Source organism: Cuspidothrix issatschenkoi CHARLIE-1, assembly GCF_002934005.1.
In the GTDB taxonomy this organism is placed as follows: domain Bacteria; phylum Cyanobacteriota; class Cyanobacteriia; order Cyanobacteriales; family Nostocaceae; genus Cuspidothrix; species Cuspidothrix issatschenkoi.
Map to the genome: position 1 here is coordinate 1 of NZ_PGEM01000051.1, position 25,618 is coordinate 25,618.

Here is a 25,618-nt window from a genome sequence, read left to right on the forward strand (position 1 = left end):
GAAATCCCCATAGAAAACCCCCGCACCGCCCTACCCTGGTTATTAGCAGTCCAAAACCCTGTAGCCTTGATCATTAAAAGAAGAGCTTATGGCTTAACTAATTTTGATAATTTTAGAAGAGAAGGATTTTACTAAATTGGTATTTCTCCTACTAATTTATCATATTTAGTCTGGAAGAGCCTTAAAATACTATATTTTTGTGCAATGAACATCTTTCTATTATGTCAAGATTAGAATATAATAACAAGGTGATAACCAAACATTATTAAATTAATTAAATCCAACAAATGAGGATATTATGAATCAACAGGTGAAAGTGATTTTACTCAGCGGTAGTTTTAATGCCAGTAACTCAGATGAATTTCAAGCTACTATTAAAGAAGTGATTAATAATGAAATATCAATTGTATTAATTGATTGTCATAGTCTCACATTTATGGATAGCACTGGGCTAGGTAATCTGGTTTTAGCCTTTAAGACTTTACGAACATCAGGTATACAAATGATTATTTGTTCTATTAATGAGCAGATTAGAATATTATTTGAACTAACAGGTATGGATAGCATATTTACCATTGTGCCTAATCAAGCCGCATTTAAAAATCTGCTAGTTTCTGCTAATTAATCAAATTTTACCTGAAGAATAGATAAATCATCCTCAAATGTCTCTTTGGAGTTTAAGTCAATCAGGTAACTGAGTATATAGTCAAGCTGATTATCAACAGAATACTGTAAACTAATGAGAATCTGAATAAAAGCTTCTAAATTCCAAAGATTACCATCTGTTTGGGTAATCTCATAAGCACCGTCACTAAAAATATAAAGGGTACTAGATTTTTCAATGTAACAAGAAGAATCTACATATTTTGCTTCAGGAAACATACCTACAGGCATTCCTGGAGTTTTTAATCTTTTTACATCTGTGTTAGTCTGTGTAGTTCCAGAAATCATAATTGCTGGTGGATGTCCACCACTAGCATAGATTAATTGCCGGGTAACTCGATTATAAACTCCATACCAGATGGTAAAATATTTATCATTTTCATAATTAATTTGAAAGGTATTATTTAAAGCTGCTAATACAGCACTGGGTTGATAATAATTTAAGTCTTTAAGAGCGCGAGAACGTAAGAGATTTAATACAGAAATTGAGGGTAAAGTTGCTTTGAGTCCGTGGCCAGAAGTATCTAAGAGATAGATAGCTAAATAATCGGCATCGAGCCAATTATAGTCGAAACAGTCCCCTCCCAGTTGTCTCGATGGCAAAAACTTAAACTTGATACTGAGAGGATGTTTTAAAGGAGGTGGTAACAGAGATTTTACATATTCTGAGGCTTCAGCTAATTCAGTTTCTAACAGTGATTTTTGTGTTTGTAAATCCTGACTTAATTGATGTAACCTTAAACCTGCTCTAACTCTTGCTTGGAGTTCATTTTGTTCAATCGGTTTAGTGATAAAATCATCAGCACCAGCGTCTAAGCCTTTAACGCGATCAGCAATGGAATCTAAAGAGGTTAATAAAATAAAAAATGTGGTGGATAATTTAGGATCTTTTTTAATGCGATCGCATACTTCTAGCCCACTTAGCCCTGGCATCATCCAATCACATATAATTAGTGCTGGAGGTGAATTTAGGGTTCTTAAAATTCCTTCCTCTCCTGTACTAGCGGTAATCACTTCATAACCTTGTTTTTCCAACATCCTTTTCAGGAATATTTGTATAGATCGGTCATCATCAATGACTAATATTTCAAACATAGGAGGGATGAATCTATAAATTAGAGAGTGTCTTTAAACCCAGAGAAGACTCAGAGATTCACCTTAAACAATTTTTATTTTCTCTAGTGGTTATAGGGTAACTTCCTGAATCAAAAGTTAGGATTGATGTCATCTCAATAGATAGGGTTAGGTAGAAAATTTTGTCGTTCATGTAACTTTAAATGATTGTTTATTGACAGTTAATTCTCTAGACTTTATATGTTAAAGACTAAAGATATAGCAGAAGTTAGAATTTAGAAGTAAATCTATCTTGCTATATAACGATGGTTTACAGACATATATTTCAGTTAAATGGATTTAACCAAAACAAGATAACTTGTTTTAGTTGGTTTAAATCTCGGTAAACTTCTTGTTTAAACCATTGTCCTAAAGCATCCAAAGGACTAAAAGAACTTCCTGATTGCCATTTTACATCTTGTCCTAAAGGTGTAATGTGAGTTCCTGATAAAGTTTTTATTGTTACCATCTCAGGAAACAATGTTTGTAAGATAGTGGTGAGGTTTGCTGATTGATCTAGGGTGTCTTTATTAAATTTGATTAATAAATTTCGCCGGATCTGATAGCTTTCTTGAACTATTTGAGTAGTTTGGGCTGGTGTTGGTGTAAACTCAATCTCCAATGTAGAATTTAATTGTTCTACTAAGGGTATAGCTTCATTGGCGGCAAAGTTGTTAAAGGAGATTAAAATATTACCAGCACGCTGGACGGTAAACAGACTACCAATAAGTAAATGAAGTTTACAACCCATGCTATGGCCTAATCCATAAATAGGCAGATAAACTTTGCGGATTTCTCTTGTCTCTTGTAGAATTTCTAGGGTGCGTTCAAATTTGCGGAGTACAGATTGAGCGATCGCCACATGATCTAAAGTATTGACAAATGGTGTGGCTATAATCACATATCCTCTATCCGCAAGATGTTCTAGCAACCAACGATAGGTTAAATGTGGTAGGGTAGCGACAAAAGCACCGCCTAAAAAATGGATAATCCCAATGGGATGGCGAGGAACAAGTACCCAGTTACCTCTGATTTCTTTCCAATTCATCTCAAAATTTATGGGTAGGGATTAATTGAGGAAAATTTAAGCGCAAGTATTTTCTCTACCTACAACTTAAACTTAACAGATATTATGTATTAATTTTAACTATTATTTTGTAATCTTTTCATTTCATGCTGGACATCCAAGGAAATTTGTAAGGCTTCATTTAATAATCTGCCATGTTCTGTGGCTTCTTCATTCACCTGCATAGATGCTAAAGTTGCTAAATTATTGGTAAACAAATCGGCATTGGTAATAATAAAACTTTTATTTTCGCGCAAAATTCTCTCTGTTTTGATAGCGCGTACTAAATCATCTCTGGTGAGTTTTAGTCCTGCCAAGACTGTTTCTCTTTCTTGTATACCGACTCCCAAGTTCCCCACATCCTCAATTTGATCATTAATATCTATAGCTTTAATCACGGAATTATATCTTTCCACGTCATTTAATAAAATCCGCAAAGAACTGGTCACATTCTGATGCAGAATTTTGTTTTTTTGTTTCCAGATGAAATATAGTCCCGTTTGTGCAATACCACCTACCCATAAAATTAAAATCATCAATGATACCCAAGATGATAGTTTTATTAACAGGTAAATACATAGGGAAATGGCCAGTCCCAGAAAAACCAGAGTTCCTATTTCTGCTGCTTGGGCTTTTTTTAGCAACTGTTGATAGAATCTCCCTATAGTATCAGTAATAATGATTAATTTATTATTAACAGGTAAGTTAGTCAGTTCTTGCAATTGTTCATGACTAATATCCAATCCCTGTAAATCATCTCGCACAGTGACTAAATCCTTCAGATAATAGTGATTTAGTCTAATATAACAACTAGATTTTCAGAATGGTATCATTCCTAAATGTTTAATCTAATATTTGATTATACAAAAATATCTAACTGAGGTAATATTGATAACTTTTCTTAATGTTCACTATAACAGTATGCACTTGAATGAGATACAAAATAGAGATAAAAAGCCTAACCCCAAAATATTTTCAACTCTGTCACCTATGACCATTCGGCTGGCACTCAGGGGGAAGCCTGTCACCTACCGTATTAACATTAGTAATATGTAGTAATTCTAAATTGTTGTTGCCTGTTGTCTGTTGGATCATTAAGACACTTGTAACAAGTAGGTAATACAATGCCCCATTAAAAAGTAAACTACTAGCATTGCGGCTGCTGCTACTGCTACTAGTGTACCAGCCAACATGAGAGAAAATTCTTTATGTTCATAGGCTTTTTCCATCAAGTGTAGTGACCATGCTACAAGTGCGACATCAAAAATTAAGATAGGAATCAACATATTTCTTAATATTTATTCATAGAAGTACCTTTATCTTAACACTCTTTCCCAAAACAGTGCTTTACCTTCCCAAGATATAGTTGTTTCCTATATTCTGAATCTCAAGCAGAAAGACGGACAGGGACACGATGTTTTTGCAAATAATTTTTAATTTCTGCAACACTAAGCTGTCCAAAATGTAATAAAGAGGCCAAAAGTGCAGCTTCGGCTTTACCTTCAGTTAAAGCAGTGTGAATATGTTCACAATTACCCGCACCTCCGGAAGCAATTACAGGAATTTCCACAGCATCAGCGATCGCTCTAGTTAACTCCACATCATAGCCAGCTTGAGTTCCATCGGCATCCATACTTGTTACCAGCAATTCACCAGCCCCCCTTTTTGTTACTTCTTTAGCCCACCATAGAGCATCAATACCAGTATTTTCCCTACCACCGCGAACGTATACATCCCAGCCAGGATTTTCGGGATCAAGTCTACGTCTAGCATCAATAGCTACAACAATACACTGATTTCCAAAGCGATCGCTTGATTGATTGATTAAATTTGGGTTTCTGACCGCCGCAGAATTAATACTAACCTTATCAGCCCCGGCTCGTAACAAACCTTTAACATTTTCTAAGGATTGAATGCCACCACCCACAGTTAGAGGAATAAAGACCTGTTCAGCGGTGCGATAGACCACATCAATAATTGTGTCCCTATCTTCATGAGTGGCTGTAATATCCAGAAACACTAACTCATCAGCACCGGCTTCGTTATAAACCTTGGCCAGTTCTACCGGATCACCAGCATCCTTGAGATCCACAAAGTTAACTCCTTTCACCACTCTGCCCGCCTTAACATCTAGACAAGGTAAGATTCTTTTAGACAACATAACGACTTTTATTCTCCTGGTAATTGCTAGGAACTTAAATTGTAAAGGTAATTGGCGAATAGATCACCAGGATGGGTGAAAATATACAGAATTATGTCTAAACGAAAAGAGGCAGGGGAGTAGGGGAGAAAATTTCGCGTTGCTGAAACCAAGTATGAATTTAGATGTAGAGAAGTTCCGGCGAAACGTCTTTACAACAGCTCAGATATCATCAAAATCATTTTCATACATCAAATCAGCAACGCTTCTCTGGTTACTGAGCTTCCGATACCCTGAGTTAGTCGAAGTATTCCCTATTCTAATAATTTCAGTTATTAAAAGCACAAAGTGATAATTTCTCAGCCGAATATTTATCTAGGTCTTCATCTAATGGAGAATTAAAGCCATTTCAAGCTGCACTTATCCCAATTCATAGCATCTGCGGATGATATCTTCTGGAATATTATGACCTTCGTTACCCCTTAAAATTTGCTCTAAGTACCAAAGCAAAATTAATTTAATTTAACATTTTTGGAAAAAACAAAAATCTTTGTATTCCTTATTTCCTGTTCCCCGTTCCCTATTCCCTCTCCCAAATATAAAATTTATTTTGCACGACTACTTATGTCAAAATATCTATTAGAATTAGTAGTTAATATGTCACAAAATCCTACTCTGCGTGTTCCCATTGCCATTAGTTTGGGAGCGATCACAGGTGCTTTAATACGTTACTACTTAACAATTTGGTTTATAAACAGTTTTGGTTTGAGTTTTCCCTATGGAACTTTTTTTATTAATATTAGCGGTTGTTTAGCAATGGGTTTTTTCTCAACTTTGGCTATGGAAAAAACAGCCATTATTTCCCCAGAAATTAAATTGATTGTCACCACAGGATTTTTAGGTGCATATACAACATTTTCCACCTTTGGGTTAGATACAGTTGGTTTATTACAACGTGGTCATTGGTTAACTGCTGGTGGTTATTTTTTTGGTAGTACAATTTTAGGAATTATCAGTGTCCAATTAGGTATAATTATTGCTAGAATGTTGTAGGAGGAGGCAGGAGGCAGAAGGTAAAACTAAGGTTCTGTACCTCATGTATCTGCAATCTGCTGTAAATTAACATTTATTGGAAATTCATTACTACAGAAAATGGTGCAAACACAATCTATAATCAATCAAAATTCCTCTACAGAAATATTACCCGGAGGAACTAACCCAGATACTTTTGAATTAGCAGAAACATGGTATCCCGTTCATTATCTGGAAGATTTAGATAAAACTAAACCCACACCTTTCACACTTTTAGGTAAAGATATTGTGATTTGGTGGGATCAAAAACTGCAATCTTGGCAAGTATTTATAGATCAATGTCCTCACCGTCTTGCACCTCTTTCAGAAGGAAGAATTAATAAAGATGGACTATTAGAATGTCCTTATCACGGTTGGTCATTTGCCGGAGATGGAACTTGTCAAAAAATTCCCCAACAAGTACCAGGTGCAAAAGCAGAAACCTCTCCTAGAGCTTGTATATCCTCTTTACCGACAACAGAAAAACAAGGTTTATTATTTGTTTATGCTGGTAATCCAGAAAATGCTGCAAATACAAAAATTCCTCTAGTTGAACCAATAGAAACAGCACCGGAAGGATGGGTAATTATTAACACCTTTCGAGACGTTCCCTATGATGCTTTAACATTATTAGAAAACATCCTTGATCCTAGTCATGTTGCCTTTACCCATCATCTTACAGTGGGGAATCGTGCCAATGCTGCACCCTTAGAATTAGAAATAGATCAATCTGGAAAATATGGTTTTGAAGGGATTTGGAAACAAGGATTAAAACCAGGACAATCAGGAAAACTTTCCACAACATTTATTGCTCCCGGTTTAATGTGGCATGATATTAATGCGGAAAAAGGAAGAATTTTAACTGTTGTTTATGCTGTACCAATTCGCAAAGGTGAATGTCGCATAATTGCCCGCTTTCCCTTTAAATTTGCTTCTAAACTACCAGGATTTTTTATTAAAATTCGCCCTCGTTGGTATTATCACATCGGACAAAATGGTGTTTTAGAAGATGATCAAATTTTTCTCCATTATCAAGAACGTTATTTAGCTGCTAAAGGAGGTAGTGCTAATTTCAATAAAGCTTTTTATCTAGCTACCAAAGCAGATACTTTTGTCTCCGAATTACGTAAATGGGTAAATCAATATCATGGAGAAACATTTCCAGGTGAATCTTTACCACCACTTTTACTCAATAGAGAATTACTACTAGAAAGATATCATTCCCATACAGAAAAATGTGCCAGTTGTCGTCAGGCTTTAAAAAGAGTTCAACAGTTAAAATTTTTGGTTGCTGTTCTGACTATTGTTTCTTTAGCTAGTAGTCCTTTGTTGGCTTTTTTCGTGGAAACAAAATCAATTTTATTAGTAATAATAGAAACAGTTATTCCTCTATTATTAGGTGCAGGATGGTGGAAATTGAATAACTTAGAAAGGGAATTTTATCAAGGAAGAATAATCCCCCCTCGTAATTTACCGGAGAAAAAAAGATAAATTGGTGGTGAGAAATCCCATCTTCCTCCTTTGCGATTTTGCGCGAAACAAAACTCAACTATAAAGAAGTGTGATATCTGAATACTTTACATTTTAAGACTTGACAAGACGATTATTCCGGTATGGAATCTTCATCTTCTAATTCTCCTAATGCGGAAATAATCACAGAAGGTCTATCAGGAAATTCTGCCACAAGTTTTAAATCTCCTCCCATTGCTTTTACATAACTACGTAATGTAGAAAGTAAAAGATCCGCCCGTTTTTCTAATCTAGAAACACTATCTTGACGGATTCCTAATAATTCTGCCATAGATTCTTGAGTTAATTTTCTGGCTTTTCTCATATCTTGAAGAGTCATATTTTCCAAAATCAGTTCTTGGGCGCGGGCTTCAATTTTTGCCCGCTGTTCCGGTGGTAATTGTGCCATAATATCACTTAATTTTGTCGCCATATTTTTATTCTCCTTTGTCTTTTAATTCCTGAAGATGGGAGTCAAATCTTTTATCTGCTTTTGTAATTAATTGTTTGTAAAATCTTTTTTCACTTGTTCCAGCTTTATTACCAGCTACAAGTAATATTGCTTTCTTTTTTGGATCAAACCCACATTCCGCAGATGTGACCTAGATTATTGGGATTTTTGAAAAATTTCAGCCAGGAAAATTTTATCTACCTAATTTTCTGGTTGAGTTTAACTTTATTTGCCAAAAAATAGAACATATTAAGTAACTTCATTTTACGAGGTTTTAAAATATATTCTCTCTCTATATTGAATTAGTAATTTCGGGTAAAATAAACATGACAATTACAGCTAAGAATATTTACATCCTCGCTAAAAATTTCTATTTACTAATTTTACCCTTGAACTATCTAGGGTTTGCTGAAAAAGTTGTCTGGGAACAGGGAACAGTTTCAAGAGTTGGATGGGAGCTATTTTTCCTTGGTATCAAACTTAAATGCAAGGTTTTCGAGTTTCCACCTCGTAAAAGCTTGCACTCTTTTTACATGAAAACGGCTCAAACCCTTTACCTGTAATCCTTTTATGTTTATTCAGCAAACCCTATCTACATCTTTTTGTTCAAATAAACAATAAACCACATCAAATAATTAGATAATATTTACTACAACTCTTTCCTAAATACCTGACAATCTTTTCACGTTCCTCTGTAAAATTGCTCATTTGTTTTTGTCCATTTATGATTACCAAATGTACAGCTTGAAACATCTGAAATACCCACCTCATTGTCGGTTTATTTGTGATTTTATTGACTTGATTTCTAATCCCGTCATCGAATTTAGCTAATTCTTGCCTTAACTTTCTTTGTGCAAGATTATAGACTAACAAACACAATCCCATAATCATTGCTATTGCTTCTACTCTTTCAGGAGTTTTGACAAATACGCTGGATGTAAAAAACAACGGGTCTTTCAAAAATCTAAATCCTCTTTCGTTAGATTGTTGGGATTTATATTCTTCTAATACTTGCTCATCACTCAATTCATTTTTATCTAAGATATTTGTTGCTAATATAAATCTCCCTGCTTTAATTTTTTCAGTTTCTATTACTTCTTCTCTCGTTTCTATTTGACTTTTAACTTGATATTTTATTTGACTTGGTTCGGTCAATTTACTTGGTCTACCTGCTGTTTTATATTCAGATTTTTCTAAATACTCAATTTCTTTTATTTGGTGATATTTCCAGGATTTTGATAGCTTTTCTATTGCTATTTTTGCGTCTGCTTGACAAGCAAATTCTTGCCTGGATAGTTGACTGAGTGCGGCTTTTGCTTTTGATTCTTGTTTTTTGACTTGTTTTTATACCTGTTGGATACTTGATTTTTTTCTTAATTCACTTTCGACGATTATCCATCTTTGTTTTATGTCTGCATATTCTGATTCTTTGGCTGCTATTTTATAGCCTGATATTTGACTATCTTTCCATTCTGATTCTTTTATATCTACGATTTTATTTTTTGCTTCCTTGATACTTAGTGGTACTCTTGTTATCCATTTCAATTCTCTCATTGCTGCTAAGTTTTCTGCTGTATATAAGGCACTATCTGCTACACTTATGCCCTCAAATGTCCATTGTTTTTTAAATTCTTTTAATCTTTCTACGAATACACTTTTATCATCTACGTTTCCTGAGTCTACTTTTAAATATAATGGGATATCTCCATCTCCTGTTACTATCATGTCTATGATAAATTGTTTGAGGTCTGGTCTTTTATCTCTTGAGTATCCATGAACTATTTCTATTGCTTTCATCTCTGGTTCTCTTTCTATTTTATTCTCTCCTGTTTCTTGCTTTGTTTCATCTCTTTCTTCGCTTTCTTTTTTGTACTCTCCTTCTACACTCATTGAAGTCCCATCTAAATGAATACTATCCATTTCTACTTTGAATTTATGGGCTGCTTTTATGGCTACTGCTGTAAATATTTTTGTTGTTCCTATTTGATGATATTTGTCTAGTTCTCTTCCTAGTTTGTCATCGTTTAAATGTGATGGTAATACTCCTTCTCCTATTAAATGTTCTGTTGGTTTTCCTACAAAAAATTCCTCAAATAGATATAATGGGGCGCTTAAAAAGCCCAATCCATTTAAGATCATTGCTTTTATTACTTGTCCTGGGTTGAGGGTTTCTTTTGTTTTTATTCCAACTATTTTATTCACTTCTTCTACTAATTCCATCTCGTCTATTATTCCCGCTACTATTCCTAAATGGTCTATATTTAGGATTTCCATGGCTTTTTTTGACTCTTTCATGGTTTCCCCTCTCTCTATTTGATTACACTATTTTAACAAATAAAAGCCTGAAATCTTTGCTCGGCAATCTTTTCAGGCTTTACTTTCTCTAAATTTTTAATTCCTAAATTTGCTTTAGTATCTGCGGAATGTGGGTTCAAAAGCAAAAGCTATTCGCCACACACCATCATCCGCATAAAACGCAGTTCTTTCATATTTTTATGTCGAGAACCTTTAAGTGTATCAGCATGAGGTCTACGTAGGAGTGGACCGGCGGATTCTAGTAATTTTGTGTGTGCAAGAAGTTCTTCGGGGTACTTCTGTTGTTAGTTCAGAAAATTCAGGTAGAAATTCGTCATGAAATAAAATTTCCCATGTCATGAATTTATTATGGCTTAGAATCCATATTTATTCAAGTATCAGATCAATCGCTTTCGTTGTATGTAGAACTTCATACCTCAAATCAGCAACGACAAAATTATTAAGTCAGAATCAGGATATCCAGGATTTGAGGATTTACAGGATTTTATTTTCTGATGAAATCTTTCCCAATTCTGAGATAATTAATTAGATGAACGAGAAAATTACTCCCTTTCCACATAAAGATAACTGAAATTTTTTCTCTGTGTCCTCTGTGTCCTCTATGGTTCTATGGTTCGTTTAAAAAAAATTAGTAATCTAACATTAATATCAATAATAATTGAACACAGATAAAGATGGACAATCAAAAATCAAAACATGATACTGTTAAAAAACATCCTGTAAATCCTTAAATCCTGGACATCCTGATGCAGACAAATTAAAATATTAGTACACCACAAATAAAATCAACATCCCGTAAGTCCTGGACATCCTGATTCAGACAAAAAATGATATATATCCAATTAGAAAATATTACTAAACGATGAAACACCCAAAACTAGGAGAAATTATGCAGGAATTGTGTAATAACTTGCTTGAAACATATCAAGATCAACTAATTGCAGTGATTCTTTTTGGTTCTCAAGCGCGTGGTGATGCTACTCCTGATTCGGATTTTGATGTATTAATTATACTTAAAGATTTAGTGCAAGCAACCAAAGAAATTGAAAAAATTGGCTTTTTTCTTAGTCCCCTTTGTTTAAAATATAGTGTAGTAATTTCTAACCTGTTTTACTCCCTCAGTCGTTTTGAAAAAGAACAAACAATGCTAATCCAAAATATCAAAAAAGAAGGTATTTATTTTTATGAACAAAGAACAAGAGTTTCTAGTGCAAAAAGCTCAAGATAGCCTGCGTGCGGCTAAAATTTTAGCTAGTGAAAATCTAGCTGATTTTGCTGCTTCTCGTGCTTATTATGCCATGTTTTATATAGCTGAAGCATTCCTAGTAGGTGAAAATCTCAGTTTTAGCAAACACTCTGCTGTAATTAGTAAATTTGGCGAACTTTTTGCCAGAACTAGTAAAATTGATCCGAAATTTCACCGTTATCTAATTGATGCAGAACAGATCCGTTTAAAGGGAGATTATGATCGTTCTGAACGTTTAACTGCTGAAGATGCAAAACTACTGATTGAAAGAGCCGAAGAGTTCCTAGAATTAATAAACTATCTATAATCTTGCTAATTCAAATAAATCAATGGTTAAATAAATAATGGTAATGTAAGATTAATACCAAATTAGTTTAACGCAGATAAACGCAGATAAAGATGGACAATCAAAATTCAAAACATGATACTTTTAAACAACATCCTGTAAATCCTAAAATCCTGGATATTATCTCGACTATGGCTACGTCACACAGACTATCGCTCAGTAACTGGATATCCTAATTCAGACAAATAATAAAATAACAGATTTTGGAAAAATACACCATGCCGAAAATTACCCTAGAAATATCAGAAGAATTATCTCAACAAATAGCACAAATAGGGATAGATACCTTACCTGAACTACTTGCCTTGAGTCTTCAACAATTACCAATACCAACACAAATTTACCAATATATTCTGAACTTTCTGGCTAGTAACCCTACTCCTCAAGAAATAGCAGAATTTAAACCTACACCGGAAATGCAAGATAGGTTACGTACTCTGCTAATACAAAGTAAAACAGGTAAACTCACACCCAGAGAACTTCAAGAACTAAAAGAATATGAACGTATTGAACACTTAATTGTCATGATTAAAGCTGGTAATTTATCTTATTTGAGTAATAACCAGTGAGTATATCCTATATTCCGGCTGCACTTCGCCGCTTAGTAGAAGAACGGGCAAAATATCAATGTGAATATTGTTTACTACCTGCAAAAGTCGCCTTTTTTGCCCATGAAATTGACCATATTATTGCAGAAAAGCATGGTGGTAAAACTAGTGCTGATAATTTAGCTCTCACTTGTTGGCGTTGTAATCGGTATAAAGGTAGTGATTTGGGTTCATTTAACCCAGAAACACGCAATTTTAGTTTTCTCTTTAACCCGCGTAACCAGGAATGGAAATCACATTTGATGTTCTCAGAAGTGGTTATAGTTGGTTTAACTCCTGAAGGAAGAACAACAGTTAAGTTGTTGCAAATGAATACCGAAGAAAGACTAGCTGAACGCCAAAAATTAAGGTTATAATAAATGTAAATTTTTATTATTAACCAGTAAAAACCACATCCTGTAAATCCTCAAATCCTGGACATCCTGATTCAGACAATTAATTATGATTCTGTACTGCTAAAGTCTATTTTTTCATAAATATTAGCGAGAGAAATTTGACAAGAAACAGAAGCTAAATTTAAAGTATCGTTAATATCTTCATATTCTAAAAACATCCATTTCTTATTATCAGTTTTTACATATTGTTCAACGTGAATTGTGTATTGGTCAATTAAAATATATTCTTGAAAATTGGCAATAGTCCGAACTTTACGCAAAGACACAAAAAACTCTTTGCGTCTTTGCTTATTAGCCTCTACCCTTGAGTATCTCTAAAAGAGATGGTGCGAAACAAAACTCAAATAGGTTGAATTTTATCCCGCAGCGTCAGGTAATGGTTTTTTGGGTGTTGCTAGTTGCAAGATGATCTCTAGTAACCAAGGGGCGAGACGTTGACATAATACGGCTAAGTGAGATTGCCAGCCAACTAGGATTTCTGCGGTATCGTTTTCTATGCCGATAACGAGCGCTTGAGCGACTTGTTCGGGTGTCATGGGAATTACTCCATGAAATAAATTCAAGTCACGCACCATATCTGTTTCCGTTAGGGAAGGAAGTAAGGCGATAACGCGGATATTATGTTGGGCAAGTTCTTGACGTAAAGCTTGGGTAAATCCGACAATGGCAAACTTGGTAGCGGAATATGTGGCCATTGTTGGTGCGGCAACTTTACCCATTAAGCTGGAGACATTGACAATGATGCCCTTTTTTTGACTAACCATGCGTTTGGCTATCAAGCTGGTGAGGGTGTACATTCCCAATAAATTAACGGAAAGTTCTTCTTGCAATTGGGGAAGTTTTGATTGCAGAAATGAATTTTGATGTGCGACTCCGGCACAATTTACTAATAGATGAATTGGCCCATAACTGCGCCAAAGTTGGGCTACGGCTATGTTGACGTTGATTGAGTGAGTTAAGTCTAAAGCCATGATTGTAGTTTCTACACCTAAAGCTTCGATTTCTTTGGCTACTTCAGCTAACTTTTGGCGATCGCGTGCTACCAATATTAACCTTTTCATTCCTTGTTTGGCTAATTCTAAAGCGATCGCTTTACCAATTCCACGAGAAGCCCCGGTAATTAGTGCAACTTTTCCTTGAATCTTCATCGGTTTTCACCTCCAAATTCTTCGTCTTTCCCTTTTGCACTTAGCAATCAACAAGTAAGACGATTGATGAACGGTAAATAAAAATCAAATTTCAATTCAGTAATTAGACGGAAAATGGTTTTTCTGCTCATTTGCAATACCCCTCTATTGCTTGTAGGAAGCAGAAGTTCCTCATCCTCACAATGGGAACAGACAACATAAAATACTTTTGGCAGAATGGATAAAGCTCATTGATTTTACCTCTTTTAAATGATCCGAGCATTCACCAGTGCTGTCGTACCTACACAGATTAGCAACTAAATCAAGTTCTTGCAATATTTTTTAATCAGGATTTCTTAACTGTCGTTTCCGTAGAATATATATATGGGAACATTGATTGATATAAGTTTTTATGAATAGTCAACCACTAATATGTTGATCCCCTCACAAGTAATAAATTTTTGTGACAATGACAACATTTTTTTAACTTTTTAGTTTCTTATATCCAACCAAAAACCACTATATTGAAACCATCAAATATGAATCTTAAATATGACAGAACATATTAATATCAAAACCAATAACAGCAACGTGATTATAGTATTGGTAGAACCAGCAGGGCCTTTGAACGTCGGTTCAGTAGCCAGAGTGATGAAAAATTTTGGCTTATCTCAACTAATATTAGTCAATCCTCAATGCGATCGCTCGTCCTTCGATGCTGTCAAAATGGCCGTTCATGGCCAAGAAATTTTAGAATCTGCAATCATCGTCCCCACACTACCACAAGCATTACAGGGATGTGTCCGTGCGATCGCTACTATCGGTCGTGATTACAGTGGAGAAATCCCCATAGAAAACCCCCGCACCGCCCTACCCTGGTTATTAGCAGTCCAAAACCCTGTAGCCTTGATTTTTGGACGAGAAGACCGAGGATTAACCAATGAAGAATTAAATTATGCTCACAAATTAGTTTCTATTCCTACTAACCCAGAATATACATCTTTAAATTTAGCCACGGCCGTATCTATATGCTGTTATGAACTATCCCAAGCTACAAATATATTTACAGATCAGAATATACCGACTACGGAACTTGCCCCTTTAGACGCTATGGAAGCCTACTATCAAGAATTGGAATCCCTACTGCTTACCATAGGTTATCTTTATCCTCACACGGCAGCTAGTCGCATGGAAAAATTTCGCCACATATATAACCGTGCTTATTTAGAACCAGTGGAGGTGGGAATGTTACGGGGAATTTTAAGACAAGTAGAATGGGCAATTAACACAAAAGATCATCATAAGATCTAATATTTCCATTATATGTAGGGTGTGTTAGCGAAGCGTAACGCACCTTCCTAGAAACTTTTGGTTATGACCTACATCTAACATACCCTACCTACAGCAGAATTCAGGAGTCAGGAGTAAAACTGGTTTGGTGTATAGGTATATCTAAATTTTTCAGAAATCAAATATGATTAATATATACAATAAATATTAAGCTCAACTTTAAGGCAAATTATGGTTAGTACAATCACTAAACCAAACAATATCACCCCAGAAACTACCCTAGCAGAACAGCGAGTAGTTTTTCATAATATTAGTTGGCAAAATTACCAGCAAATTTTAGCAGCATTAGGACAAAATCGTTCTTCTCGACTTATTTATGATCAAGGTACATTAGAAATCACCATGCCATTAGAAGAACATGAAAGTGCTACCAGATTAATTGAACTATTCATTCGCATTTTAGTAGAAGAAATGGGTTTAAAAATTAAAACCATGGGTTCTACCACCTTAAACCGTGATGATTTACAAAGAAGTGCAGAAGCTGATAATTGTTATTACATCCAAAATCAGCCAAAAGTAGTTGGTAAAAAAGTTGATTTAAACCAAGATCCGCCACCTGACTTAATCGTAGAAATAGATATTACTCATACCGATATTAACAAACTCAAATTTTATGCCAGCATGGGAGTACCAGAATTTTGGCATTATAACGGTGAAATATGGCGAATTTATCAACTTCAAGATCATCAATACATTGAATTAGAAAAAAGTCCTACATTTTCTCAAATACCCAAAGAACAACTTTACCAATTTTTGCAAGATTGTCAAATTGATGAAGTGCAAGCTAGTAAAAAATTCCGTGCTTGGGTACAACAAGAAATTCAGAATTAATATATCTCACAAAAAACTGTAGGGGGGGTTTCCCCACCCTGACCATCAGCCTAACTAGCTAACAGAGTTTTTTCCAAAGGAGTCCAACGGAAAGTGCGATCGCCACCTCTCTCAATCACCACCTTAACCCGTGGTTCTAACTTAGGTAAATCCATTAAATACTGAACTTCCTGATCAGACAAAATATGTCCCTCAATAATCCACAACACCAACCCCTTAGACTTAGGAGGTAATTGTGCCAAATGAGAACCGATCATTGGTGGTAAATAATAGACATCACCAACCGCCGCACCGCTACCAGTGCTTTTTTTACCCAAATGTGGTGGTCTAACACCATGAACTTGTGTTAAATACGCAGCCACATCACCTAGTCCTCTAGCAGTAATATGGAGGCCAACATAGCCAGCCGCCCGTAATCGGCGTAAATACCGACCTTCATAGCCTCCCTCCAGAGGAACATAAACACCCAACGCGCCAAATTTCTCCAGATTGCGGATGAAACCGTTGCCAGTGGTAATTAGTGCCATAAATTTTCTTCCTATCCCACTCAGATATCTCTATTATTCACCTTATAGTGGTAGATTAAGTTGCATGAAGTTCCAGATTTTCCAGAATTTTCACAACCCACCCCTGAAATATTGGTTAATCCGCTCCTAACCCCACAAAATACCCAAAAAAATACTAGACAAAAATTAATGAATGATTTATATTATTAGATTGTGACCGAATAGTATAAATAGATAGCCATCTTATTTAGAGTTCTTAGTTAGTCCTAGGATTTCAGTTTTTAGTTAGTTTCCTGCGAGAATAAACTAGACCTGACACATCAAGTGACTGCTAAACTAAAAAAGCTTTCAGGTCAAAGCAAGAGCCAAAATCATATTTAACACCAATGCCGTAAGCAAAAACTAAGCTGGTAGGTAAGTGTTGCCAAGAGAAACCTTCGGTATAGCTCAGGGTAAAAGATTTGGGTCTTGGGAATTAGGACTCCTGCCCTTAGAGGGGATGTGAAACCAATAGGACTACAAAGTCCTGGAGGCTATTCCCTATAAAAGGGGAAGCCCTGTCCGTCTTCAGGTAGGGTATTTCAAGCTCCCACACCAAATCACTCCCGTAAAACCTAAAAATAATTAGGCAAAACCTCAAACAATAGTTTAAGGTAGGAAAATAAGTAGTCCCTGAGCAATAATGTTGGTTTTATGGCATTATATTAAGTCTCAAGCAAAGGATACTGAGGGGCGATAACCACTTAAGTCCGACTACAACGGTAGAGTGCCAGAGCAACTGCTTGGACGAAAGCATTGCTGCACAAAGCGCAAAGCAATCAAGCCTCGCATTGAATTGCAGAAATAATACCTTCTCAATAGAGCAAGGAGTTATTCCTGTTATGGTGGTTAACTAAGTGAAAATAAACAAATTCACTAAAACACAAGGGACAAAGATTGTTTCTGCGCTAAGGATTTGCACTGTCTAACGCCAGTCCAAATTCAAGAGGTATAGTTTATCCTCAAGCGATAGCCGCAAAAGTTGTCCCCAATTCCATTTCCAGGTCAGTAATTAGAAAGGAGAACCAGTAACTGTGTCTGTAGGTATTCTCGGCACCAAACTGGGCATGACCCAAATATTTGATGAAGAAGGAGTATCCATTCCTGTCACCGTCATCAAAGCCGGTCCATGCACTGTCACACAAGTTAAAACACAACAGACTGACGGTTACTCTGCCATTCAAGTTGGTTATGGTGAAGTCAAGCCCAAAGCATTGAATAAACCATTATTGGGTCATTTGGCTAAATCATCCGCTCCAGCAGTTCGTCATCTGAATGAATATCGCACCGATAGCACTGGTGATTATGCTTTAGGTCAAGAAATTAAAGCAGATATTTTTAGTGCTGGTGAAATTGTAGATGTAATTGGTACAAGCATCGGTCGCGGCTTTGCGGGTAACCAAAAGCGTAACAACTTTGGTCGCGGTCCCATGTCCCATGGTTCTAAAAACCATAGAGCGCCAGGTTCTATTGGTGCTGGTACAACCCCCGGTCGTGTTTATCCCGGTAAAAGAATGGCAGGACGTTTAGGCGGTACTCGTGTCACGATTCGCAAACTCACAGTAGTGCGAGTAGACGCAGAACGCAACTTAATCCTCATTAAGGGAGCAATTCCTGGCAAACCAGGAGCCTTAGTGAACGTTGTCCCTGCAAAGAAAGTTGGTAGAAAATAGTCATTTGTCATTGCTAGTGTGGAAACTGACAACCGACAACTGAGAAAGGACAAAGGACACAAAGATGGTAGAGAGTGTAATTAAAAATTGGCAAGGAGAGCAAGTCGGAGAGACAACCTTTGACTTACCAGTTGCTAAAGAAACAACAGCGGTACATATTGTACACCGCGCCCTAGTCAGACAAATGACTAATTCTCGCCAGGGAACTGCCAGCACCAAAACTCGTGCAGAAGTTCGTGGTGGTGGTCGTAAACCTTGGCGGCAAAAAGGCACAGGTCGCGCCCGTGCGGGTTCTATCCGTTCACCATTATGGCGTGGTGGTGGTGTCATCTTTGGACCAAAACCCAGAGATTTCAACCTGAAAATGAACCGCAAAGAGCGTCGGTTAGCATTACGTACAGCTTTCATCAGCCGCGCTCAAGATTTAATTATCGTTGAAGAATTTAGCAACGAGTTAGAACGCCCTAAAACCAAAGAACTCGTATCAGCATTAGCTAGATGGGGCGCAGCACCAGAACAGAAAACACTTTTAATTTTGTCAGAAATTGCAGAAAACGTGCTTTTATCAGCCCGTAACGTTGAAAACCTCAAACTGATAGCTGCTGATCAGTTGAACGTTTATGACCTACTTCATGCAGACAAAATTGTCGTTACACCATCAACACTAGCGAAAATTCAGGAGGTCTACAATGGTTAAAGTTGAGACCCGTGACCTGCCAGACTTAGTGCGTCGCCCCATTCTCACCGAAAAAGCGACAATGCTCATGGAGCAAAACAAATACACCTTTGAAGTAACTCCTAAAGCCACTAAACCCCAAATTATAGCCGCAATTGAAGACTTATTTGCAGTTAAAGTCGTCAAAATAAATACCGCCAATCCTCCACGCAAAAAACGCCGTGTGGGTAGATTTATTGGTTTCAAACCCCAATATAAGCGAGCTATTGTCACCGTTGCCCCTGGGGATGAAGAAAAAATCAGAAAAGTTCTCTTCCCAGAAGTCTAGAAATTTTAGATTTTAGATTTTAGATTTTAGATTGGGCTAATAAAAACAATGCCAAGTGACAATTAAAAATCGGAAATTAAAATCAAAAAATTCTGACTCCCAAATCCAAAATTCAAAATCCAAAATCCAACTATGGGTACTCGTTCTTATCGCCCTTATACCCCCAGTACTCGCCAAGTTACCATCTCCGACTTTGCCGAAATTACCAAAACTGAGCCAGAAAAATCATTAACTGAATCAGTTCATCGTCCTAAAGGTCGGAACAATCAAGGGCGGATAACCAGCCGTCGTCGGGGTGGCGGACACAAACAACTTTACCGCATTATTGATTTTAAACGAGATAAGCGGAATATACCTGCTACAGTTACAGCCATTGAATATGATCCCAACCGGAATGCGCGGATCGCTTTATTGTTATATGAAGATGGCGAAAAGCGTTACATCCTCCAACCAAACGGGATGACTGTAGGTGCAAAAGTAATTGCTGGGCCTGATTCTCCTATTGAAGATGGTAATGCTTTACCTTTGTCAAACATTCCCTTGGGTACTAGCGTTCACAACGTAGAAATGACTGCTGGTAAAGGCGGGCAAATCGTGCGTGCAGCAGGGGCAACAGCACAAGTTGTTGCAAAAGAAGGCAATTATGTAACTCTAAAGTTACCTTCTGGTGAAGTCCGCTTGATTCGCCGTGAGTGCTATGCCACCATCGGACAAGTCGGTAATACAGATGCAAGAAACCTCAGTGCTGGTAAAGCAGGACGAAATCGCTGGAAAGGTCGTCGTCCCAAGGTTAGAGGTAGCGTCATGAACCCAGTAGATCACCCACATGGTGGTGGTGAGGGCAGAGCACCTATCGGTAGGTCTGGTCCCGTAACACCTTGGGGTAAACCTACTTTAGGAGCTAAGACACGGAAGCGGAAAAAAGCCAGCACTAAGCTAATTATCCGTCGCCGCCGTAAGTCTTCTAAACGTGGTCGTGGTGGTCGTCAGTCTTAGAATTTTAGATTTTAAGTTTTGGATTTTAGATTGGAGACTGTTAATTGGCATTAAATGTTTAACTAGTTAATCCATAGATAATTAATCCAAAATCCAAAATTAAGAAATTCAAAATCCAAAATCCAAAATCCAGAATTGAACTATGGGTCGTTCTTTAAAAAAAGGTCCTTTTGTAGCTGATCATCTCCTCAAGAAAATTGAGAAGTTGAATGCAAAAGATGAAAAACAAGTGATCAAAACCTGGTCAAGAGCTTCAACAATTTTGCCCTTGATGGTAGGTCATACTATCGCTGTTCACAATGGACGGCAGCACGTTCCCGTATTTGTCAATGAACAAATGGTAGGACATAAGTTAGGAGAATTTGCTCCGACTCGTAGCTACAGAGGTCATGGCAAAAGTGACAAAAAATCAGGGAGATAGATCAATTAAAAGTTAAAAATTAAAACATGAGAATTATTCATTTTTAATTTGTGAATTTTTAGTTGATAAAAATGGAGTAAGTTATGGCAATTGATACTACTGAAGTTAAGGCGATCGCCCGTTATATCCGCATTTCTCCCTATAAAGTGCGCCGTGTACTTGATCAAATTCGGGGACGTTCATACCGAGAAGCATTAATCATTCTGGAATTTATGCCCTACGGTGCTTGTGAACCAGTCTTAAAGGTTCTCAGAAGTGCCGCAGCTAATGCCGAGCATAATGCTGGCTTGGATAGAGCTAATTTGGTAATTAGTCAAGCTTATGCTGACCAAGGACCAGTGCTAAAACGATTTCAACCCAGAGCGCAAGGTCGAGCTTACCAAATTCGCAAACCAACGTGTCATATCACTGTCGCTGTTGCCGCTGGTGCTACTGCTGAGTAAACAGCCAGACAGACACAACAAAATTGCGTACAGTCAGAAATTTTAGAGGAAGCATTTGTGGGACAGAAAATTCATCCAGTTGGCTTTCGACTGGGTATAACTCAAGAACACCAATCCCGTTGGTTTGCAGAACCTGACCGTTATCCAGAACTTCTACAGGAAGACCACAAACTCCGTCAATACATCGAACAAAAACTAGGTAGATACGCTCAAAATAACGCCGGCATTTCCGAAGTCAGAATTGAGCGCAAAGCTGATCAAATTGACCTAGAAGTACGGACAGCTAGACCGGGTGTGGTTGTAGGTCGTGGTGGTCAAGGGATTGAATCATTACGGACTGGACTGCAAGGAGCTTTAGGCGGTAATCGCCAAATTCGCATTAACGTTGTTGAAGTTCAACGAGTTGATGCTGATGCCTATCTGATTGCCGAGTATATTGCTCAACAATTAGAACGTCGGGTTTCCTTCCGCCGAGTTGTCCGTCAAGCCATTCAACGGGCGCAAAGGGCAGGTGTACAAGGAATTAAAGTTCAAGTCAGTGGTCGTCTCAACGGAGCAGAAATTGCCCGCACAGAGTGGACCCGTGAAGGTAGAGTTCCCCTCCATACTTTACGTGCTGACATTGACTATTCCTACTGCACAGCCAAGACAATTTACGGAATTCTCGGCATTAAAGTTTGGGTATTTAAAGGCGAAATTATTCCTGGACAGGAAGAAGCTCCCGCCCCAGCCTCCAGAGAACGTGACCGTGACCGTGACCGTGGTGATCGTGAACGCGAACCCCGTCGCCGCCAACAACAGCGTCGCCGTCAGCAGTTTGAAGACCGATCCAATGAAGCTTAGTCAATCGTCAGTAATAAAACAAGCTGACAACTGACAACCGACCACTGACAACTGACAACTGACAAATCATGTTAAGTCCTAGAAGAACTAAATTCCGCAAACAACAACGCGGACGCATGGAAGGTCTTGCCAGCCGTGGTAGTACCCTAAACTTTGGGGACTTTGGACTCCAAGCCCAAGAACCATCTTGGATTACCTCACGGCAAATCGAGGCTTCCCGCCGAGCAATGACTCGTTATATTCGCCGGGGTGGTAAAATCTGGATTCGTATTTTCCCAGATAAACCCATTACCATGCGTCCTGCTGAAACCCGGATGGGTTCTGGTAAAGGTTCTCCAGAATTCTGGGTAGCGGTAGTCAAACCCGGCCGGATTATGTTTGAAATCGCCGGTGTTGCTGAAGAAACCGCCCGCGAAGCTATGCGATTGGCTGATGCTAAATTGCCAATTAAGACCAAATTTATTGTGCGCTCTCAACCACAGGAGCAGGAGTAGGTTATGCCTCTTCCCAAAATTGCGGAAGCTAGAGAATTAAGTGACGAACAACTGTCTGAGGAAATTGTTGCCGTTAAAAAACAACTGTTCCAGTTGCGGTTACAAAAAGCTACTCGACAACTGGAAAAGCCCCACCAGTTTAAACACGCCCGCCATCGTCTCTCCCAACTGCTAACAGTAGAAGGAGAACGGAAAAGGTCAGCCAGCAAATCAGACGCAGAACAAAAGTAGGAGATTATGGCAGTCAAAGAACGAGTTGGCTTGGTAGTGAGCGATAAGATGCAAAAAACTGTGGTAGTAGCCATAGAAAACCGCGCTCCTCACCCCAAGTACGGCAAAATTGTAGTTCAAACCCGCCGCTATAAGGTTCACGATGAAGAAAATACCTGTAAAGTAGGCGATCGCGTGCGGATTCAAGAAACTAGACCCCTTAGTAAAACTAAGCGTTGGCAAGTTACAGAAATCCTCAACACCAAAGCTACAATGTAAACAGTTGTATCGAAAGCTACAACAACCCCAAAAGAGAGAGCAGTTGTGATTCAACCCCAATCTTATCTGAATGTCGCAGATAATAGCGGTGCTAAAAAGCTAATGTGCATCCGCGTATTAGGTGCAGGCAACCGCCGTTACGGTGGCGTAGGCGATAGAATTATCGCTGTTGTTAAAGAGTCTTCACCCAACATGGCGGTTAAAAAGTCAGATGTTGTGGAAGCAGTAATTGTGCGGACACGGAAAGCTATCAATCGTGATAGTGGTATGAGTATCCGCTTTGACGATAACGCCGCAGTGATTATCAACAAAGAAGGTAATCCTAGAGGTACACGGGTATTTGGACCCGTAGCTCGAGAACTGCGTGACAAAAACTTTACTAAAATTGTTTCTCTGGCTCCGGAGGTGCTGTAATGGCAAAGCAGCCACAACCCAAAGTTTTTCATAAAATGCACGTCAAAACCGGTGATACCGTTCAAGTCATCGCTGGTAAAGATAAAGGCAAAGTTGGTGAAGTGATTCAAGCACTACCACAAGTGAGCAAAGTGCTTGTCAAAGGTGTCAACATTAAAACCAAGCACGTTAAACCCCAGCAGGAGGGCGAATCAGGGCAAATAGTGACTAAGGAGTATCCCATCCATAGCTCCAATGTTATGCTCTATTCCACCAAGCAAAACGTTGCTAGTCGAGTTTGCTACACTTTCACCTCCGAAGGAAAGAAAGTGAGAATGCTTAAAAAAACAGGTGAAATTCTTGATAAATAAACTGGTGAGTGGGGATGAGATTTGAGATTTTCCACCAAAATCTTCAATCCTAAATCCCAAATCCCAAATCTAAAATTCCCTGACCAAGCCCAGGGAAAATAAGGACAGAACACTATGGCCACAACAAGACTGAAAACTGTATATCAAGAAACAATTACCCCCAAATTGATTAATCAGTTTCAATACACCAACGTACATCAAGTACCCAAGGTGATTAAAGTAACTGTAAATAGAGGTTTGGGAGAAGCTGCTCAAAATGCTAAGTCACTGGAAGCATCTTTAAACGAAATTGCCCTAATCACTGGACAAAAACCTGTAGTTACACGAGCAAAGAAAGCGATCGCCGGCTTTAAAATTCGTCAAGGTATGCCAGTAGGCATTATGGTGACGCTGAGAGGTGAACGGATGTATGCTTTCTTAGATCGCTTGATTAACCTTACACTACCCAGAATTAGAGACTTTCGTGGTGTCAGTGCCAAAAGCTTTGACGGACGTGGTAACTACACTCTAGGTGTCCGTGAACAGCTAATATTTCCAGAAGTCGAATACGACAGCATCGACCAAGTCCGTGGTTTGGATATTTCCATCATTACCACAGCAAAAACCGACGAAGAGGGCCGCGCCTTACTTAAGGAAATGGGAATGCCCTTTCGTGATCAATAAGTTCATCTAAAGAGGGAACGATGGCGGCTAACGACACAATTGCAGATATGCTGACGCGCATCCGCAATGCCAATATGGCGAAGCATCAAACTACGCAAGTACCAGCAACCAAAATGACTCGGAGTATTGCTAAGGTACTTCAAGAAGAAGGCTTTATTGCGGAAGTTGAAGAAGCAGGAGAAGGAGTAAAGCGTAACCTAGTTATTTCCCTGAAATACAAAGGTAAAAATCGCCAGCCCTTAATTACTGCCCTAAAGCGAGTGAGTAAACCAGGTTTACGTGTTTACTCCAATAGAAAAGAATTACCAAGAGTGTTAGGCGGTATCGGTATTGCCATTATTTCTACATCTAGTGGCATTATGACTGACCGCGAAGCACGCCGCCAAAATCTAGGTGGTGAAGTGCTTTGCTACGTTTGGTAGTCGTGATTGGTCATTGGTCAGTGGCAAAACAAGGAACAACTGACAACTGACAAACAACAACTGACAAAGAACAAAAAATCATGTCTCGTATTGGTAAACGTCCAATTACTATTCCCGCCAAAGTACAAGTGGCGATTGATGGTGTCAAAGTAGTGGTGAAAGGTCCAAAAGGTGAGCTTTCCCGTGAACTACCTAACAATGTCATTCTTTCCCAAGAAGGAGAAACATTACTAGTAACCCGTCGTGATGAAACCCGCACATCCAGACAGATGCACGGTTTGAGCCGCACCCTAGTGGCTAACATGGTGGAGGGAGTTTCCCAAGGTTTCCAACGCCGTTTGGAAATTCAAGGGGTTGGTTATCGCGCCCAAGTCCAGGGTCGTAACCTAGTTTTAAACATGGGTTATAGCCATCAAGTGCAAATTGAACCACCAGAGGGCATTCAATTTGCCGTAGAAGGTACTACTAATGTCATAGTCACTGGTTATGACAAAGAAATTGTAGGTAATACAGCAGCTAAAATTCGCGCCGTTCGTCCACCTGAACCCTATAAAGGCAAAGGTATTCGCTATGCCGGTGAAGTGGTCAGACGCAAGGCTGGTAAGACTGGTAAGGGTGGTAAGAAGTAA

34 protein-coding genes and 2 pseudogenes are annotated in these 25,618 nt (G+C 38.1%); 25 read left to right on the forward strand and 11 right to left on the reverse strand.

Going from position 1 to position 25,618, the window contains the following annotated elements:
• Window positions 1-298 precede the first annotated feature (298 nt).
• Window positions 299-625, forward strand: a complete 327-nt coding sequence (locus tag CUN59_RS07740; protein ID WP_104387301.1) for an STAS domain-containing protein — start codon at window positions 299-301, stop codon at window positions 623-625.
• Here CUN59_RS07740 and CUN59_RS07745 read toward each other — a convergent pair.
• The 5 genes from CUN59_RS07745 to hisF form a co-directional block, all read right to left on the reverse strand.
• Window positions 622-1,758, reverse strand: a complete 1,137-nt coding sequence (locus CUN59_RS07745; protein WP_104387302.1) for a PP2C family protein-serine/threonine phosphatase — start codon at window positions 1,756-1,758, stop codon at window positions 622-624. The two genes, CUN59_RS07740 and CUN59_RS07745, sit on opposite strands and share 4 nt — an antisense overlap.
• A 304-nt stretch (window positions 1,759-2,062) precedes the next feature.
• Window positions 2,063-2,824: a DUF1350 family protein gene (locus CUN59_RS07750; protein WP_104387303.1), complete on the reverse strand. Its 762-nt coding sequence runs from the start codon at window positions 2,822-2,824 to the stop codon at window positions 2,063-2,065.
• A gap of 95 nt (window positions 2,825-2,919) precedes the next feature.
• Window positions 2,920-3,606, reverse strand: coding sequence for a hypothetical protein (locus CUN59_RS07755; protein WP_104387304.1), 687 nt, complete (start codon window positions 3,604-3,606; stop codon window positions 2,920-2,922).
• Between the two features lie 330 nt (window positions 3,607-3,936).
• Window positions 3,937-4,128 (reverse strand): hypothetical protein, encoded by a 192-nt coding sequence (locus tag CUN59_RS07760; protein WP_104387305.1) that lies wholly within the window; start codon window positions 4,126-4,128, stop codon window positions 3,937-3,939.
• Window positions 4,129-4,229: 101 nt separating this feature from the next.
• A complete protein-coding gene (hisF, locus tag CUN59_RS07765; RefSeq protein WP_104387306.1) occupies window positions 4,230-5,003 on the reverse strand; it encodes an imidazole glycerol phosphate synthase subunit HisF in 774 nt (257 codons plus the stop codon).
• Between the two features lie 603 nt (window positions 5,004-5,606).
• Between hisF and crcB the strand changes: the two genes are divergently transcribed.
• Window positions 5,607-6,035 (forward strand): fluoride efflux transporter CrcB, encoded by a 429-nt coding sequence (crcB, locus tag CUN59_RS07770; RefSeq protein WP_306460504.1) that lies wholly within the window; start codon window positions 5,607-5,609, stop codon window positions 6,033-6,035.
• 99 nt (window positions 6,036-6,134) lie between these two features.
• The gene (locus CUN59_RS07775) at window positions 6,135-7,544 is read left to right on the forward strand and encodes an aromatic ring-hydroxylating dioxygenase subunit alpha (protein ID WP_207765385.1); all 1,410 of its coding nucleotides are present in this window, start codon (window positions 6,135-6,137) and stop codon (window positions 7,542-7,544) included.
• 112 nt (window positions 7,545-7,656) lie between these two features.
• Here CUN59_RS07775 and CUN59_RS07780 read toward each other — a convergent pair whose 3' ends face one another.
• Together CUN59_RS07780 and CUN59_RS07785 are read right to left on the reverse strand one after the other, a co-directional pair.
• The gene (locus CUN59_RS07780; RefSeq protein WP_039202282.1) at window positions 7,657-7,995 is read right to left on the reverse strand and encodes an XRE family transcriptional regulator; all 339 of its coding nucleotides are present in this window, start codon (window positions 7,993-7,995) and stop codon (window positions 7,657-7,659) included.
• A 4-nt stretch (window positions 7,996-7,999) separates the two neighbouring features.
• A pseudogene (locus CUN59_RS07785) lies at window positions 8,000-8,143 on the reverse strand (type II toxin-antitoxin system RelE/ParE family toxin); the annotation flags it as partial.
• Between the two features lie 196 nt (window positions 8,144-8,339).
• Here CUN59_RS07785 and CUN59_RS07790 point away from each other — a divergent pair.
• Complete coding sequence (locus tag CUN59_RS07790) at window positions 8,340-8,576, forward strand: hypothetical protein (protein WP_104387308.1); 237 nt, start codon at window positions 8,340-8,342, stop codon at window positions 8,574-8,576.
• Window positions 8,577-8,640: 64 nt separating this feature from the next.
• Here the strand turns inward: CUN59_RS07790 and CUN59_RS07795 are convergent.
• Window positions 8,641-10,308, reverse strand: a pseudogene (locus tag CUN59_RS07795) (IS1634 family transposase).
• A gap of 883 nt (window positions 10,309-11,191) precedes the next feature.
• Between CUN59_RS07795 and CUN59_RS07805 the strand changes: the two are divergent.
• The 4 genes from CUN59_RS07805 (at window position 11,192) to CUN59_RS07820 (ending at window position 12,885) form a co-directional block, all read left to right on the forward strand.
• On the forward strand, window positions 11,192-11,557 hold the full coding sequence (locus tag CUN59_RS07805) for a nucleotidyltransferase domain-containing protein (protein ID WP_104387309.1): 366 nt from the start codon (window positions 11,192-11,194) through the stop codon (window positions 11,555-11,557).
• Window positions 11,514-11,882, forward strand: a complete 369-nt coding sequence (locus CUN59_RS07810) for a HEPN domain-containing protein (protein ID WP_104387310.1) — start codon at window positions 11,514-11,516, stop codon at window positions 11,880-11,882. The genes CUN59_RS07805 and CUN59_RS07810 overlap by 44 nt, the downstream gene beginning before the upstream one ends.
• A 257-nt stretch (window positions 11,883-12,139) precedes the next feature.
• Entirely contained in the window at window positions 12,140-12,490 is a 351-nt protein-coding gene (locus CUN59_RS07815; protein WP_104387311.1) for a hypothetical protein, read from the forward strand.
• Window positions 12,487-12,885 (forward strand): HNH endonuclease, encoded by a 399-nt coding sequence (locus CUN59_RS07820; protein ID WP_104387312.1) that lies wholly within the window; start codon window positions 12,487-12,489, stop codon window positions 12,883-12,885. Before CUN59_RS07815 ends, CUN59_RS07820 begins: the two co-directional genes overlap by 4 nt.
• Before the next feature lie 83 nt (window positions 12,886-12,968).
• Here the strand turns inward: CUN59_RS07820 and CUN59_RS07825 are convergent, their stop codons facing one another.
• Both CUN59_RS07825 and CUN59_RS07830 read right to left on the reverse strand, forming a co-directional pair.
• Window positions 12,969-13,190 (reverse strand): PDDEXK family nuclease, encoded by a 222-nt coding sequence (locus CUN59_RS07825; RefSeq protein ID WP_306460505.1) that lies wholly within the window; start codon window positions 13,188-13,190, stop codon window positions 12,969-12,971.
• A 90-nt stretch (window positions 13,191-13,280) separates the two neighbouring features.
• Entirely contained in the window at window positions 13,281-14,072 is a 792-nt protein-coding gene (locus CUN59_RS07830) for an SDR family NAD(P)-dependent oxidoreductase (RefSeq protein WP_104387313.1), read from the reverse strand.
• Between the two features lie 531 nt (window positions 14,073-14,603).
• Between CUN59_RS07830 and CUN59_RS07835 the strand changes: the two genes are divergently transcribed.
• Window positions 14,604-15,362 carry an RNA methyltransferase gene (locus CUN59_RS07835; protein WP_104387314.1) on the forward strand — a complete coding sequence of 253 codons (759 nt, stop codon included), beginning with the start codon at window positions 14,604-14,606 and terminating at the stop codon, window positions 15,360-15,362.
• Window positions 15,363-15,572: 210 nt separating this feature from the next.
• Entirely contained in the window at window positions 15,573-16,232 is a 660-nt protein-coding gene (locus tag CUN59_RS07840; RefSeq protein ID WP_104387315.1) for a Uma2 family endonuclease, read from the forward strand.
• A gap of 50 nt (window positions 16,233-16,282) precedes the next feature.
• Here CUN59_RS07840 and CUN59_RS07845 read toward each other — a convergent pair whose 3' ends face one another.
• Window positions 16,283-16,759 carry an NAD(P)H-quinone oxidoreductase subunit N gene (locus CUN59_RS07845; protein ID WP_104387316.1) on the reverse strand — a complete coding sequence of 159 codons (477 nt, stop codon included), beginning with the start codon at window positions 16,757-16,759 and terminating at the stop codon, window positions 16,283-16,285.
• A 1,052-nt stretch (window positions 16,760-17,811) separates the two neighbouring features.
• Here CUN59_RS07845 and rplC point away from each other — a divergent pair.
• From rplC to rplF, 15 genes are all read left to right on the forward strand, one after another.
• Window positions 17,812-18,450, forward strand: coding sequence for a 50S ribosomal protein L3 (rplC, locus tag CUN59_RS07850; RefSeq protein ID WP_104387317.1), 639 nt, complete (start codon window positions 17,812-17,814; stop codon window positions 18,448-18,450).
• A 64-nt stretch (window positions 18,451-18,514) separates the two neighbouring features.
• Window positions 18,515-19,147 carry a 50S ribosomal protein L4 gene (rplD, locus tag CUN59_RS07855; protein WP_104387318.1) on the forward strand — a complete coding sequence of 211 codons (633 nt, stop codon included), beginning with the start codon at window positions 18,515-18,517 and terminating at the stop codon, window positions 19,145-19,147.
• Window positions 19,140-19,454: a 50S ribosomal protein L23 gene (locus CUN59_RS07860; RefSeq protein WP_104387319.1), complete on the forward strand. Its 315-nt coding sequence runs from the start codon at window positions 19,140-19,142 to the stop codon at window positions 19,452-19,454. Before rplD ends, CUN59_RS07860 begins: the two co-directional genes overlap by 8 nt.
• A 132-nt stretch (window positions 19,455-19,586) precedes the next feature.
• Window positions 19,587-20,450 carry a 50S ribosomal protein L2 gene (gene rplB / locus CUN59_RS07865; protein WP_104387320.1) on the forward strand — a complete coding sequence of 288 codons (864 nt, stop codon included), beginning with the start codon at window positions 19,587-19,589 and terminating at the stop codon, window positions 20,448-20,450.
• A gap of 142 nt (window positions 20,451-20,592) precedes the next feature.
• Complete coding sequence (gene rpsS, locus CUN59_RS07870) at window positions 20,593-20,871, forward strand: 30S ribosomal protein S19 (RefSeq protein WP_104387321.1); 279 nt, start codon at window positions 20,593-20,595, stop codon at window positions 20,869-20,871.
• Window positions 20,872-20,954: 83 nt separating this feature from the next.
• Window positions 20,955-21,314, forward strand: coding sequence for a 50S ribosomal protein L22 (rplV, locus tag CUN59_RS07875; protein ID WP_104387322.1), 360 nt, complete (start codon window positions 20,955-20,957; stop codon window positions 21,312-21,314).
• 57 nt (window positions 21,315-21,371) lie between these two features.
• Complete coding sequence (rpsC, locus tag CUN59_RS07880) at window positions 21,372-22,157, forward strand: 30S ribosomal protein S3 (protein WP_104387323.1); 786 nt, start codon at window positions 21,372-21,374, stop codon at window positions 22,155-22,157.
• 68 nt (window positions 22,158-22,225) lie between these two features.
• Complete coding sequence (gene rplP, locus CUN59_RS07885; RefSeq protein ID WP_104387324.1) at window positions 22,226-22,651, forward strand: 50S ribosomal protein L16; 426 nt, start codon at window positions 22,226-22,228, stop codon at window positions 22,649-22,651.
• A gap of 3 nt (window positions 22,652-22,654) precedes the next feature.
• Entirely contained in the window at window positions 22,655-22,882 is a 228-nt protein-coding gene (rpmC, locus tag CUN59_RS07890; RefSeq protein WP_104387325.1) for a 50S ribosomal protein L29, read from the forward strand.
• Window positions 22,883-22,888: 6 nt separating this feature from the next.
• Window positions 22,889-23,140, forward strand: coding sequence for a 30S ribosomal protein S17 (gene rpsQ / locus CUN59_RS07895; RefSeq protein ID WP_104387326.1), 252 nt, complete (start codon window positions 22,889-22,891; stop codon window positions 23,138-23,140).
• Window positions 23,141-23,185: 45 nt separating this feature from the next.
• Window positions 23,186-23,554: a 50S ribosomal protein L14 gene (rplN, locus tag CUN59_RS07900; RefSeq protein WP_104387327.1), complete on the forward strand. Its 369-nt coding sequence runs from the start codon at window positions 23,186-23,188 to the stop codon at window positions 23,552-23,554.
• Entirely contained in the window at window positions 23,554-23,904 is a 351-nt protein-coding gene (gene rplX, locus CUN59_RS07905; protein ID WP_104387328.1) for a 50S ribosomal protein L24, read from the forward strand. Before rplN ends, rplX begins: the two co-directional genes overlap by 1 nt.
• A 114-nt stretch (window positions 23,905-24,018) precedes the next feature.
• The gene (gene rplE / locus CUN59_RS07910; protein ID WP_104387329.1) at window positions 24,019-24,567 is read left to right on the forward strand and encodes a 50S ribosomal protein L5; all 549 of its coding nucleotides are present in this window, start codon (window positions 24,019-24,021) and stop codon (window positions 24,565-24,567) included.
• Between the two features lie 20 nt (window positions 24,568-24,587).
• Complete coding sequence (gene rpsH / locus CUN59_RS07915) at window positions 24,588-24,989, forward strand: 30S ribosomal protein S8 (protein ID WP_104387330.1); 402 nt, start codon at window positions 24,588-24,590, stop codon at window positions 24,987-24,989.
• 80 nt (window positions 24,990-25,069) lie between these two features.
• Window positions 25,070-25,618 (forward strand): 50S ribosomal protein L6, encoded by a 549-nt coding sequence (gene rplF, locus CUN59_RS07920; RefSeq protein ID WP_104387331.1) that lies wholly within the window; start codon window positions 25,070-25,072, stop codon window positions 25,616-25,618.